16 protein-coding genes are annotated in these 12,517 nt (G+C 53.5%); 12 read left to right on the top strand and 4 right to left on the bottom strand.

Translation table 11 applies throughout. The annotated features are described in order from the left end of the window. Positions 1-2: 2 nt before the first annotated feature. Complete coding sequence (locus ACMGGM_RS21590) at positions 3-653, bottom strand: YceH family protein (RefSeq protein WP_047626780.1); 651 nt, start codon at positions 651-653, stop codon at positions 3-5. A gap of 9 nt (positions 654-662) precedes the next feature. After that, positions 663-1,247, bottom strand: a complete 585-nt coding sequence (rimJ, locus tag ACMGGM_RS21585) for a ribosomal protein S5-alanine N-acetyltransferase (protein WP_014883355.1) — start codon at positions 1,245-1,247, stop codon at positions 663-665. A gap of 236 nt (positions 1,248-1,483) precedes the next feature. Between rimJ and mdtH the strand changes: the two genes are divergently transcribed. The 9 genes from mdtH (at position 1,484) to ACMGGM_RS21540 (ending at position 8,169) form a co-directional block, all read left to right on the top strand. Then, positions 1,484-2,692, top strand: a complete 1,209-nt coding sequence (gene mdtH / locus ACMGGM_RS21580) for a multidrug efflux MFS transporter MdtH (RefSeq protein WP_014883354.1) — start codon at positions 1,484-1,486, stop codon at positions 2,690-2,692. Positions 2,693-2,816: 124 nt separating this feature from the next. Further along, positions 2,817-3,377, top strand: a complete 561-nt coding sequence (locus ACMGGM_RS21575; protein ID WP_014883353.1) for a lipoprotein — start codon at positions 2,817-2,819, stop codon at positions 3,375-3,377. 125 nt (positions 3,378-3,502) lie between these two features. Beyond that, positions 3,503-4,549: a dihydroorotase gene (gene pyrC / locus ACMGGM_RS21570; protein ID WP_250365991.1), complete on the top strand. Its 1,047-nt coding sequence runs from the start codon at positions 3,503-3,505 to the stop codon at positions 4,547-4,549. Between the two features lie 74 nt (positions 4,550-4,623). Next, on the top strand, positions 4,624-4,869 hold the full coding sequence (dinI, locus tag ACMGGM_RS21565; RefSeq protein WP_014883351.1) for a DNA damage-inducible protein I: 246 nt from the start codon (positions 4,624-4,626) through the stop codon (positions 4,867-4,869). A gap of 272 nt (positions 4,870-5,141) precedes the next feature. Then, positions 5,142-5,396: a biofilm formation regulator BssS gene (gene bssS / locus ACMGGM_RS21560; protein WP_008500827.1), complete on the top strand. Its 255-nt coding sequence runs from the start codon at positions 5,142-5,144 to the stop codon at positions 5,394-5,396. Positions 5,397-5,512: 116 nt separating this feature from the next. Continuing rightward, positions 5,513-6,631, top strand: a complete 1,119-nt coding sequence (solA, locus tag ACMGGM_RS21555) for an N-methyl-L-tryptophan oxidase (protein ID WP_014883350.1) — start codon at positions 5,513-5,515, stop codon at positions 6,629-6,631. 59 nt (positions 6,632-6,690) lie between these two features. After that, positions 6,691-6,804 (top strand): YceO family protein, encoded by a 114-nt coding sequence (locus ACMGGM_RS21550; RefSeq protein ID WP_088127059.1) that lies wholly within the window; start codon positions 6,691-6,693, stop codon positions 6,802-6,804. Positions 6,805-7,022: 218 nt separating this feature from the next. Continuing rightward, a complete protein-coding gene (locus tag ACMGGM_RS21545) occupies positions 7,023-7,589 on the top strand; it encodes a cytochrome b (RefSeq protein ID WP_045135501.1) in 567 nt (188 codons plus the stop codon). 1 nt (position 7,590) lies between these two features. Beyond that, positions 7,591-8,169, top strand: coding sequence for a YceI family protein (locus ACMGGM_RS21540; protein ID WP_014883347.1), 579 nt, complete (start codon positions 7,591-7,593; stop codon positions 8,167-8,169). A gap of 40 nt (positions 8,170-8,209) precedes the next feature. On the opposite strand, the gene ACMGGM_RS21535 is transcribed toward ACMGGM_RS21540, so the two are convergent. Beyond that, positions 8,210-9,259, bottom strand: a complete 1,050-nt coding sequence (locus tag ACMGGM_RS21535) for a rhodanese-related sulfurtransferase (protein WP_014883346.1) — start codon at positions 9,257-9,259, stop codon at positions 8,210-8,212. A gap of 221 nt (positions 9,260-9,480) precedes the next feature. Here ACMGGM_RS21535 and ACMGGM_RS21530 point away from each other — a divergent pair, with 221 nt between their 5' ends. The 3 genes from ACMGGM_RS21530 (at position 9,481) to ACMGGM_RS21520 (ending at position 12,239) form a co-directional block, all read left to right on the top strand. Then, positions 9,481-10,407, top strand: coding sequence for a Kdo(2)-lipid IV(A) acyltransferase (locus tag ACMGGM_RS21530; RefSeq protein ID WP_014883345.1), 927 nt, complete (start codon positions 9,481-9,483; stop codon positions 10,405-10,407). A 142-nt stretch (positions 10,408-10,549) separates the two neighbouring features. Continuing rightward, positions 10,550-11,767, top strand: coding sequence for a multidrug efflux MFS transporter MdtG (gene mdtG / locus ACMGGM_RS21525; RefSeq protein ID WP_213783678.1), 1,218 nt, complete (start codon positions 10,550-10,552; stop codon positions 11,765-11,767). Positions 11,768-11,864: 97 nt separating this feature from the next. After that, positions 11,865-12,239 (top strand): MysB family protein, encoded by a 375-nt coding sequence (locus tag ACMGGM_RS21520; RefSeq protein ID WP_008500834.1) that lies wholly within the window; start codon positions 11,865-11,867, stop codon positions 12,237-12,239. Positions 12,240-12,245: 6 nt separating this feature from the next. Here the strand turns inward: ACMGGM_RS21520 and ACMGGM_RS21515 are convergent, their stop codons facing one another. Beyond that, positions 12,246-12,473, bottom strand: a complete 228-nt coding sequence (locus ACMGGM_RS21515; RefSeq protein ID WP_014883343.1) for a YceK/YidQ family lipoprotein — start codon at positions 12,471-12,473, stop codon at positions 12,246-12,248. Positions 12,474-12,517 lie beyond the last annotated feature (44 nt).

Raw genomic sequence — 12,517 nt, 5'->3', positions numbered from 1 at the left:
CGTCAGTCTCCCAAATGTGCCAGTAATGCATCCAGACGTTGTTTCAACCCGGCAACCTCACCTTCCAGAGCCTCCACACGGGCAACCAAATCGTCATCGCCAGTTGTTATATCGGTTACAGGAGACGTAACTGAAATATCAACGTCACCGCAGAAGAGATGCATATAGCGGCTTTCACGTTTACCCGGCTCGCGGGCCAGACGGACAACGTACGGGCCATCTTCACGTGCGGCCAGCCCCTCCAGCGTCTGCTCAACTTCCTGCATGTCGCTAAACTCATGCATACGGGAAGCACGCGTGCGCAGCTCCCCAGGCGTCTGCGCCCCGCGCAACAGCAGCGTAGTAACGACCGCCACTTCGGCGCTGCTCAGCTTCAGGTCGCCAAATTCGGAGTTACAGAAACGCTGTTCGTATTTGGTCACGCGGTTACCGAAGCCGCTGACGGTGCGCAGATAGTGGCGTTTTACCAGCGCATCCAGCACGTCCTGAACGTCATGCTCGCTGAGGTTCATCACCGGCTCACGGTTCGTTTTTTGGTTACAGGCCATGGTCACGGCGTTAACAGAAAGCGGATACTGTTCCGGCGTGGTGACCTGTTTTTCGAGTAAGCACCCAATCACGCGCGCTTCTGTACCGTTTAGCTGATACTTCATCTTTTCTCCTTAACGACCTGCAGTCCAGTCACGGGTGGTTAACGCCGTCAGCACGTGGTCACGCCACTCGCCGTCTATCAACAAATAGTCTTTGGCGTAACCTTCTTTCTCGAACCCTAAGCGCGCCAGTAAATTTCCGCTGCGCTGATTATGCGGCATATAGTTCGCCATAATGCGATGAATGTGTTGCGTACGTTGCATATAGCGGATTGCCGCCGTTAACGCCTCGTACATCAGCCCCTGCCCCTGCCATTTCTGACCGATGGAGTAGCCAAGGTAACAGGCGTGAAACGACCCGCGCACCACATTCGAGAAATTAGCGATCCCGATAATTTCTTTCTCTTCTGGATCCAGCAACGCAAAATAAAACGCGCTACCCTGCTTATGAAATTCCGCAATCATGCTGAGGCGCGCCTGCCAGCCGGAGGGGTAACAATGGCTCTCATCCCGAACGGGTTCCCAGGGTTTCAAAAACTGGCGATTCTCGGCGTAATAATCCGCCAGACGCCAGGCATCACGCTCATGCACCAGACGAACGACCAGCCGGTCCGTTGTCAGACGCACTTTTGGCACATTACTGCGATAGCCAAACATCAATACCACTCCTTCCCGTCACTTCTGCTTGCCCATTAGCTTTACTATACCTGCGCCCGTGCCGTCTGTGAAAACAGTGACATACCATTTTCACCTCTTTTCACCTTTTTCAATGAAAACTCTCTATCAAAGCACCCTTTTGATAAAAAAATATTGTCGCGTCCAGGGGTGGGAAAAAACGTGGCGACACCGCAGAATGTTAGCGTGCTCACCTTCTTATTTTCCCTGGAGGGAAAATGTCCCGCGTATCACAGGCGAGGAGCCTGGGTAAATATTTCCTGTTAGTCGATAACATGCTGGTCGTGCTCGGCTTTTTTGTCGTGTTCCCTCTCATCTCGATCCGCTTTGTCGATCAAATGGGCTGGGCGGCGGTAATGGTCGGTATTGCCCTGGGACTGCGTCAGTTTGTCCAGCAGGGTCTGGGCGTCTTTGGCGGCGCGATCGCTGACCGCTTTGGCGCTAAACCGATGATCGTGACCGGTATGCTGCTCCGCGCGGCAGGCTTTGCCACGATGGCCGTTGCCCACGAGCCCTGGCTGCTCTGGTTTTCCTGCTTCCTCTCCGGTATCGGCGGCACGCTGTTTGACCCGCCCCGTACCGCGCTGGTGGTGAAGCTGATTCGCCCGCAGCACCGGGGGCGTTTCTTCTCCATTCTGATGATGCAGGACAGTGCCGGCGCGGTGGTTGGCGCATTGCTGGGAAGCTGGCTGCTGCAGTACGATTTCCGTCTGGTCTGTGCGGCCGGGGCGGTACTCTTTATTCTGTGCGCGCTGTTTAACGGTCTCTATCTTCCCGCCTGGAAACTGTCGACGGTAAAAGCGCCGGTGCGCGAGGGGCTAGGTCGCGTTCTTCGCGACAAGCGTTTTGTCACCTACGTATTGACCCTGACCGGGTATTACATGCTGGCCGTGCAGGTGATGCTGATGCTGCCGATCATGGTAAACGATATTGCGGGCACGCCTGCTGCCGTTAAATGGATGTACGCCATTGAAGCCTGCCTGTCACTGACGCTGCTCTACCCCATCGCCCGCTGGAGCGAACGGCGTTTTCGCCTGGAACATCGCCTGATGGCCGGGCTGTTTCTGATGACGCTGAGCATGATGCCGATCGGTCTGGTGAGCTCGCTCCAGCAGCTGTTTACGCTGATTTGCACCTTCTATATCGGCTCCATCATCGCCGAGCCCGCCCGGGAAACGCTGAGCGCCTCGCTTGCGGACGCGCGTGCCCGCGGCAGCTATATGGGCTTCAGCCGACTCGGTCTGGCCTTTGGTGGCGCGTTAGGCTACACCGGCGGCGGCTGGCTGTTCGATGCCGGTAAAGCGCTGAATCAACCGGAACTGCCGTGGATGATGCTCGGCGCAGTGGGCTTTATGACGTTACTGGCCCTCTGGTGGCAGTTCAGCCAGAAGCGCAGCGCGAGCGGTATGCTCGAGCCGGGCGCATAATCCTTCTCGTTGGCGGGAGAACTCTCCCGCCTCACTTCTCAGTATTTTCTGCTGGTTTCTGCCATTTCACACTGACATACTGACGCTACAGGACAGAAGCGCCGATTTTTCGTTGAGGAACACCATGAAGAAAATTGTCATTGCCGCCGCATTTATCGTTAGCGGCCTGCTGGTGGGCTGCAATCAGCTTACGCAATACACCGTCAGTGAACAGGAAATTAATCAGGCGCTGGAAAAACATAACAATTTCTCCAAAGACATTGGTGTGCCAGGCCTTGCCGATGCGCATATCATTCTCACCAATCTCACCAGCCAGATTGGTCGTGAAGAGCCCAACAAAGTCACCCTCGCCGGGGATGCCAGCCTTGATATGACCTCCCTTTTTGGCAACCAGAAAGCCAACATCAAGCTCAAGCTGAAGGCACTTCCGGTTTTCAACAAAGAGAAGGGCGCGATTTTCCTGCAGGAGATGGAAGTAGTCGATGCGCAGGTTTCACCGGACAAGATGGCACCGGTTCTGCAAACCCTGATGCCCTATCTGAACCAGTCGCTGCGTAACTATTTCAATCAGCAACCGGCGTATGTCTTGAGCGAAGACAAAAGTAAGGGTGAAGCCCTTGCGAAAAAATACGCAAAAGGGATAGAGGTGAAACCGGGAGAAATCATCATTCCTTTCACCGATTAACCTGAAGGGCGCTGCGGCGCCCTTTTTTTACGGAAAAGTGTGCAAACGAAAACGTTTCCGCTTATGATTTGTGTCCGGCAAAAACAGCCATCCTTATGACTGATTCCTGACAAGCCGGAGCTTCCATGACTGCACAACCCCAGGTTCTTAAAATCCGCCGCCCTGACGACTGGCATATCCATCTGCGCGATGGCGATATGCTGAAAACCGTCGTGCCTTATACCAGTGAAATTTATGGCCGCGCGATTGTCATGCCAAACCTGGTTCCGCCAGTCACCACCGTCGATGCCGCGATTGCCTACCGCCAGCGCATTCTGAATGCCGTCCCGGCTGGACATAATTTCACCCCGCTGATGACCTGCTATCTGACCGATTCTCTCGATCCGGACGAAGTTGAGCGCGGGTTTAACGAAGGCGTTTTTACGGCGGCGAAACTCTATCCTGCAAACGCCACCACCAACTCCAGCCACGGCGTCACCAGCATTGATGCCATCATGCCGGTGCTGGAACGTATGCAGAAACTGGGCATGCCGTTGCTGGTACACGGCGAAGTCACGCATGCCGAGATTGATATCTTCGACCGTGAAGCCCGCTTTATCGAGACCGTGATGGAACCGCTGCGTCAGCGCCTGCCTGCGCTTAAAGTGGTCTTTGAACATATCACCACCAAAGACGCCGCAGAATATGTGCGTGACGGCAACGAGTTGATTGCCGCCACCATCACCCCACAGCATCTGATGTTTAACCGTAACCACATGCTGGTAGGCGGGGTACGCCCTCACCTGTACTGCCTGCCGATCCTTAAGCGCAACGTTCACCAGCAGGCGCTGCGCGAACTGGTTGCCAGCGGTTTCTCACGCGCTTTCCTCGGCACAGACTCCGCGCCTCACGCCCGCCATCGTAAAGAGGCGAGCTGCGGCTGCGCAGGCTGTTTCAACGCCCCTACGGCCCTTGCCAGCTATGCAACGGTATTTGAAGAGATGGACGCGCTGGAACATTTCGAAGCGTTCTGCTCCCTCAACGGCCCGCGCTTTTACGGCCTGCCGGTCAATGACACGTTCATTGAACTGGAGCGCAAAGCGAGCCAGGTGGAGGCATCCATTGCCCTGACGGATGATACGCTGATCCCCTTCCTGGCAGGCGAAACCGTCAACTGGACGGTAAAACGCTAAATAATCAACGCCCCTTGTTGTCAAACGAACAATATACCTGTATAAATAAACAGTATATTACACAGGGGGCATTTATGCGTATTGAAGTCACCATAGCCAAAACTACCGTTCTGCCTGCTGGCGCGCTTGACGCACTGGCAGGCGAATTATCCCGTCGTATTCATAACACCTTCCCCGACAATGCAGGCGCCGTCACTGTTCGTTACGCCGCGGCGAACAACCTTTCCGTCATTGGCGGTGCAAAAGAAGATAAAGATCGCATCAGCGAAATCCTGCAGGAAACGTGGGAGAGCGCGGACGACTGGTTCATCACAGATTAACACTGCTCCCTCATTGTGTTTTTTGCCGGGTCGCCCCGGCTTTTTTTTGCCTGAAATTCCAGAAAGTTCAAAATAATTCGGCAACTTCTTTAAAAATCGTGAACAAGATGGTGTTTTATTGCTCGAACAATCCTAAAAAGCAGAAAAATGTGTTGCTAGCTGTTTATTTTTCCCTTAGGAACCCTTATTACTTGTATACTGAAGTTGCTTTCAGAAAAACATGCATTGAACCTCGAAGTCGTTGTCTTCTAACACGCATTATGGGGGTTATAATGGAAAAGAATAGCGAAGTCATCCAGACCCACCCACTCGTTGGCTGGGATATCAGTACCGTAGACAGCTACGATGCACTGATGCTGCGTTTGCACTACCAGACCCCAAATCAGCTGAACCGTGAAGAAGCGGAAGTTGGACAGACGCTGTGGCTTACGACAGACGTCGCCCGTCAGTTTATTTCTATTTTAGAGGCAGGAATTGCAAAAATAGAATCTGGCGACTATCAGGAAAATGAGTATAAACGGCACTAACCGAATGCTCACTTTTCTTTCAACAGGCACCCACGCGGTGCCTTATTTATTTCCCGCTTGTTTGCACCCGCTTTGTTAATTACTCTGCTAAAAAAAACGTACGTGACGAGATGCATATGAGATATGACCTAATCATTATTGGCAGTGGCTCCGTAGGATCGGCCGCCGGGTATTACGCGACACAGGCAGGACTCAATGTCCTGATGATTGACTCTCACCTGCCGCCCCATAGCGAAGGTAGCCACCACGGCGACACGCGTCTCATTCGCCATGCCTATGGCGAGGGGGAACGCTATGTTCCGCTGGTGCTTCGTGCCCAGACGCTGTGGGACGCGCTGGCTAAAGAGACTGAAGAGCGCATTTTCGAACGTACGGGCGTCATCAATCTTGGCCCGGCCCGTTCGGAATTTCTGGCTAATGTGGAACGCAGCGCAAAGGCCTTTAATCTGGAGGTTGAGAAGCTGGACGCGCCGGCTATCACCGCGCGCTGGCCAGAAATTACCGTCCCGGACGATTATATTGGCCTCTTTGAAGCCAACTCCGGGGTGTTGCACTGTGAAACCGCCATCAAAACCTGGATCGACCTTGCCGCCAAAGCGGGCTGTGCGCAATTGTTTAACTGTCCGGTGGAGGCCATCACGCATAACGCAGATGGCGTGACGGTAACGACTCTGGACGGTGAATATTCGGCGTCTCGTTTGCTTATCAGCGCTGGAACCTGGGTCACCCGCCTGCTGCCAGACCTGCCGATCCAGCCCGTGCGTAAGGTCTTTTCGTGGTTCCAGTCGGATGGTCGCTACAGTGCCCAGAATAAATTCCCGGCGTTCACCGGCGAGTTGCCCAATGGCGATCAGTTCTACGGTTTCCCTTCCGAAAAAGACGCGCTCAAGATTGGAAAACACAACGGGGGGCAAGTTATCTCCTCACCTGACGAGCGTAAACCGTTTGGTGCTTGTCCGCAGGATGGTTCAGAAGCCTTCTCGTTCCTGCGCAATATTCTCCCGGGCGTGGGTGGCCTGCTCTACGGCGCGGCCTGCACCTACGACAACACGCCGGATGAAGACTTTATCATTGATACGCTGCCAGGACATGACAACACTCTGCTCATTACCGGGCTGAGCGGACACGGATTTAAGTTCGCTTCCGTGCTGGGTGAAATCGCCGCGCAATTTGCTCAGGGTATCACGCCTCAGTTTGATCTGACGCCCTTCTCACTCGCGCGTTTTAACGGATAATCGCTATGGGCTCCGGACAGTTCGGGGCCCGTTTTCTTTACGGTGAATCATGGGGCATTATGCGCAGGATCGTGAGTTTTCTCGTCGATAATATTCGCGAACATTTTATGCTCTATATCTTACTGTGGGCACTACTTGCGATCGTTGATTTTATTTACATTGTATTTTATTGAAAGCGTTGACTGACATTTATTGACGTTACTTTATGTTTATTTAATCTCTTTCCCCCTGCTTATTGCGCCTTGCACGAAGCCTTTGAATTACCTTTGCGGTTCCTTTTCAAAATTGCTGAAATAAATAAAATAAAAATCCATATACTCTTATTTCAGTTGCAATATCTTGCCTTCCCGTTCATTTTTACGTTTCGGTTAATTTGAAAATGGACATTCTGATGCAATTGCGTAACTCCTCCCGGCGCTACGGAATAATATCCATAAGTTTGCACTGGATATTTGCCATTGCCGTCTATGGCATGTTCGGACTTGGACTCTGGATGGTCACGCTCAGCTATTACGACGGCTGGTATCACCAGGCGCCGGAGTTGCATAAAAGCATCGGCGTTTTGCTGATGCTGGGGCTGATTTTCCGCGTGATATGGCGACATATCTCCCCGCCACCTGCAGCACCGAAGACCCACAGTAAATTGACCCGTTTCAGTGCTGTCGCCGCGCATATTGCGCTTTATGCGCTGCTCTTCGCCATTCTGATCAGCGGCTATCTCATTTCGACGGCAGACGGCAAGCCGATCAGCGTTTTTGGTCTGTTCGAGGTGCCAGCAACGCTCAGTGATGCTGGGGTTCAGGCCGACACGGCGGGGGTGGTCCACCTCTGGCTTGCCTGGAGCGTGGTGATCCTGTCCGTGCTGCACGGGCTTGCCGCCCTTAAACACCACTTTATTGATAAAGACGATACGCTCAAGCGCATGCTTGGCCGCTCGTCAATTGACTCTGGAGTATAAAATGAAAAAACACCTGCTGGGTATCGCACTGGGCTCTCTGTTATTCACCACCGGTTCCGCCGTGGCGGCGGATTATAAAATTGATAAAGAGGGCCAGCACGCGTTCGTCAATTTCCGTATTCAGCATCTGGGATACAGCTGGCTGTACGGTACCTTTAAAGATTTTGACGGCACATTCACCTTTGACGAGAAAAATCCTGCGGCGGATAAAGTCAATGTGACCATTAATACGAACAGCGTTGACACCAATCATGCTGAGCGCGATAAACACCTGCGCAGCGCAGAGTTCCTGAACGTCACTAAATTCCCGAAAGCGACCTTCACCTCTACGGACGTGAAAAAAGACGGTGATAAGTTGAATATTACCGGTAATCTTACCCTGAATGGCGTTACGAAACCCGTGACTCTGGATGCAAAATTGATCGGCCAGGGTGACGATCCGTGGGGGGGTAAACGCGCAGGTTTTGAAGCGGCAGGAAAAATTCACCTGAAAGATTTTAATATCACAACGGATTTGGGTCCGGCGTCTCAGGATGTTGAGCTGGTTATTTCTGTTGAAGGTGTGCAGCAGAAGTCATAATAGATTCGCCCGGCAGGATCTCGCCTGCCGGGCGTTATTATCATTCCGGGTCGGGAATACCCAGTTTGGTATTCAGACGGCCGCGTGATTTATTAAAAATCTTATTGCCGTTTTCTCGTCCCGCACGACGCCGACGCTGCTCTTCTTCCGGCAGAATACTCTCTTCACTGCACAGTTCACTGCAGCAACCGTTAAACTTCTCGGCACAGGCAGGGCACTGGATGAACAGCAGATGGCAACCGTCGTTTTTACAGTTGGTATGGGTATCGCACGGCGCACCGCACTGGTGGCACTGGGCAATAACGTCTTCCGAGATACGCTCACCCATACGCTCGTCAAAGACAAAGTTTTTCCCGATAAAACGCACCGGTAAACCCTGCTCGCGCGCGCGGCGGGCGTACTCGATAATGCCGCCTTCAATATGCCAGACCTTATTAAAGCCGTTATGCTTCATCCACGCGCTGGCTTTCTCACAGCGGATGCCGCCGGTGCAGTACATAACGATTTTTTTATCTTTATGTTCCTGCATCATCTCAACCGCCTTGGGCAGTTGCTCGCGGAAGGTATCGGCCGGGATTTCCATCGCGTTCTCGAAATGCCCCACTTCGTATTCATAGTGGTTACGCATATCAATGAACACGGCATCCGGATCGTCCAGCATCGCATTCACTTCCGCGGCCTTCAGATATTCACCGACGTTCGCCGGGTTAAATTCAGGATCGTCAATACCGTCCGCCACTATGCGTTCACGCACCTTCATGCGCAGCACCCAGAAGGATTTCCCGTCATCGTCCAGGGCAATGTTCAGGCGTAAGCCGTCGAGAGCGGGGTCGAAGCGATAAAGACACTCGCGGAAAGCGCTGACTTTGCTTTCCGGTACGCTAATCTGCGCGTTGATGCCTTCGCGGGCAAGGTAGACGCGCCCGAAAACGTTCAGGGCTGTGAAAGCCTGATAAAGCGCATCGCGGGTCGCCTGCGGATCGTCGATCGTGAAGTATTTATAGAAAGAGATGGTTGTGCGCGGTTCGGTTTCAGCCAACATACGCGCTCTTAACATCTCATTCGACACGCGGTTGTGTAACACTGGCATGGTGTACAGTCCTGGAATCGTTAGAGAGAATGAAAAATCGGTCGGCATCATATAGCAAACAAAACCAATTTACATCCACACAATTTACGCTACATTTCACACACCCTGATTAATCAGGTTTAACAATTGCTCTCGTCGTACAGGTTTCGTTGGCAGATATTTTGGCAACGTCTCAAAAAATGCGACAATAGCGAAACAGGACGTTTGAACACAGGAAAGACATGACCCAGTTACCCAAATTTACCGTCGCCCTTTTGCACCCTCGCTATTGGATGACCTGGCTTGGCATTGGCTTTTTATGGCTACTGGTACAGCTTCCCTACCCTGTTATCTTCCGGTTAGGTAAATCGTTAGGCCGAATCGCGCTAACGTTCATGAAGCGTCGGGCGCGCATCGCGTACCGAAATCTTGAGCTGTGCTTCCCGCAGATGAGCGAGGCAGAGCGCCACGATATGGTCACGAAGAATTTCGAATCCGTCGGTATGGGGCTCATGGAAACCGGTATGGCGTGGTTCTGGTCAGATAAGCGCATGGCGCGCTGGAGCAAAGTGACGGGAACCGGCATGGAGCCCGTGCATACGCTTCAGGCTAACCAGACCGGCGTTCTGCTGATCGGGGTTCATTTTCTGACGCTGGAGATCGGGGCGCGGATGTTTGGCATGCAGGCGCCCGGCATCGGTGTTTATCGTCCAAACGACAACCCGGTTATCGATCTCATCCAGACCAACGGCCGTATGCGCTCCAATAAAAGCATGATCGACCGTAAGGATCTGAAGGGCATGATCCGCGCCCTTAAATCCGGTGAAGTGGTCTGGTATGCTCCCGACCACGACTACGGTCCGCAGTCGAGCGTATTTGTGCCGTTCTTCGCCGTTGAAGAGGCGGCCACCACCACCGGCACCTGGATGCTGGCACGGATGTCCAAAGCCGCCATCGTCCCCTTTGTGCCCCGCCGTATGCCGGATGGCTCAGGCTACGAGCTGATGATGCTCGAACCGGAGCTCACGCCGCCGTTAGACGATGCAGAAACCACCGCGCGCTGGATGAACAGCGTTGTAGAGAAGTGCATCATGCTGGCCCCTGAGCAGTATATGTGGCTGCATCGCCGCTTTAAAACGCGACCACAGGGCACACCGTCCCGCTATTGATCCTCATGCGGCCCCATTCGGGCCGCCTCCTGTTTTAGCTTTAAAAGCGCTTCCGCATTGCGGCAATCATAACCCAGGCGCATAATTAGCAGGCTTATTACTTTATGCCTCAGGTGCTCAGCACCTCATTATGCGGAATGTTATGTCACCCTCAGATGCCCCCATAAACTGGAAACGTAACCTCACGGTTGCGTGGCTTGGCTGTTTTCTTACCGGTGCGGCGTTCAGCCTGGTTATGCCTTTCCTGCCGCTCTACGTCGAACAACTGGGCGTGACGGGCCACAGCGCGCTCAATATGTGGTCTGGACTGGTCTTCAGCATTACGTTTCTCTTCTCCGCGATTGCCTCACCCTTCTGGGGTGGACTTGCCGATCGCAAGGGCCGAAAAATTATGCTGTTACGTTCTGCGCTGGGGATGGCCATCATCATGGCGCTGATGGGGGTCGCGCAAACCGTCTGGCAGTTCCTGGTATTGCGGGCATTGCTGGGTTTACTGGGCGGATTTATTCCCAATGCGAATGCCCTGATTGCCACGCAAATTCCGCGCCATAAGAGCGGCTGGGCGCTTGGGACGCTCTCCACCGGTGGCGTAAGTGGCGCCTTGCTGGGGCCACTGGCCGGAGGACTGCTGGCGGATAATTACGGCCTGCGCCCGGTCTTTTTCATCACCGCCAGCGTGCTGTTCCTGTGCTTTATCGTCACTCTGCTCTGTATCCGTGAGAACTTCACGCCTGTCGCCAAAAAAGAGATGCTCCATGCCAGAGACGTGCTGACCTCGCTTAAGAATCCCAGACTGGTGCTGAGCCTGTTCGTCACGACAATGATTATTCAGGTCGCTACCGGCTCGATTGCGCCAATTCTGACGCTCTACGTGCGTGACCTGGCGGGTGATGTCAGTAACATCGCCTTTATCAGCGGGCTGATTGCCTCCGTGCCCGGCGTGGCGGCGCTGCTTAGCGCCCCGAGGCTGGGCAAGCTGGGGGATCGGGTGGGCCCGGAAAAAATTCTGATCTGCGCGCTGGTGATCTCCGTCCTGCTGCTTGTCCCCATGTCGATGGTGCACTCTCCGTGGCAACTGGGGGTTCTGCGCTTTTTACTGGGCGCCGCCGACGGGGCGTTACTGCCCGCCGTACAGACCCTGCTGGTTTACAACTCCACGAACCAGATTGCGGGGCGTATTTTTAGCTATAACCAGTCATTTCGCGATATTGGTAATGTGACCGGACCGCTTCTCGGTGCAGGTATATCCGCCAGCTTTGGTTTCCGCGCCGTCTTTATCGTGACGGCGGGCGTGGTGTTGTTCAACGCGATGTATTCGTGGTTCAGTTTATCCCGCGCGTTACGCCCCACGACAGAATAAGGCGAAAGCCTGACGGCTTATTTTCGCATTCATACTTGCAGAATCCGATCTTCAGCTATTCTTTCCCTGAAACCTTCTGGAAAACAGGGAGACACCAATGACCATGTACGCCACGCTGGAAGAAGCTATTGATGCCGCTCGCGAAGAGTTCCTCGCCGACAATCCCGGTGTTGAGGAAGAAGATGCTGACGTGCAACAACTTAATATCCAAAAATACGTTCTGCAGGACGGGGATATTATGTGGCAGGCCGAATTCTTTGCTGATGAAGGTGAAGAAGGGGAATGTTTGCCGGTCCTGAGCGGTGAAGGCGCGCAGGCCGTCTTTGATGGTGATTATGACGAAATCGAGTTACGGCAGGAGTGGCTGGAAGAGAACACCCTGCACGAGTGGGATGAGGGCGAATTTCAGCTCGAACCCCCGCTGGATACGGAAGAAGGTCAAACCGCAGCCGATGAGTGGGACGAGCGTTGATTTACGCTACTCGTACGGGCCGTGGCTGGCATCGATGGGCAGCAACAGCGTGTCGAAAATCAGCGAAAACGGCAGATCGAGCACGGTCAGGTAGCGCCACGCGGAATCACGCACATCCCATTTCACACCCGGGTAATACTGATTCCCATGGCCCTGCCCTGGAATAGTGCGGCTGATGATGCTGCCGCAGCCGCTAAGCAGGCATGCCATCAGGACGACGATGATTATTCTCATAAGTTACCTCTAAAAAAATACCGGCGATTAAGCCGGTATTTTTA

This window comes from Enterobacter sp. BNK-14 (assembly GCF_047456095.1).
Classification (GTDB): domain Bacteria; phylum Pseudomonadota; class Gammaproteobacteria; order Enterobacterales; family Enterobacteriaceae; genus Enterobacter; species Enterobacter kobei.
Note: the sequence above shows the minus strand (reverse complement) of the source record. Positions and strands in the feature narration are given on the sequence as shown.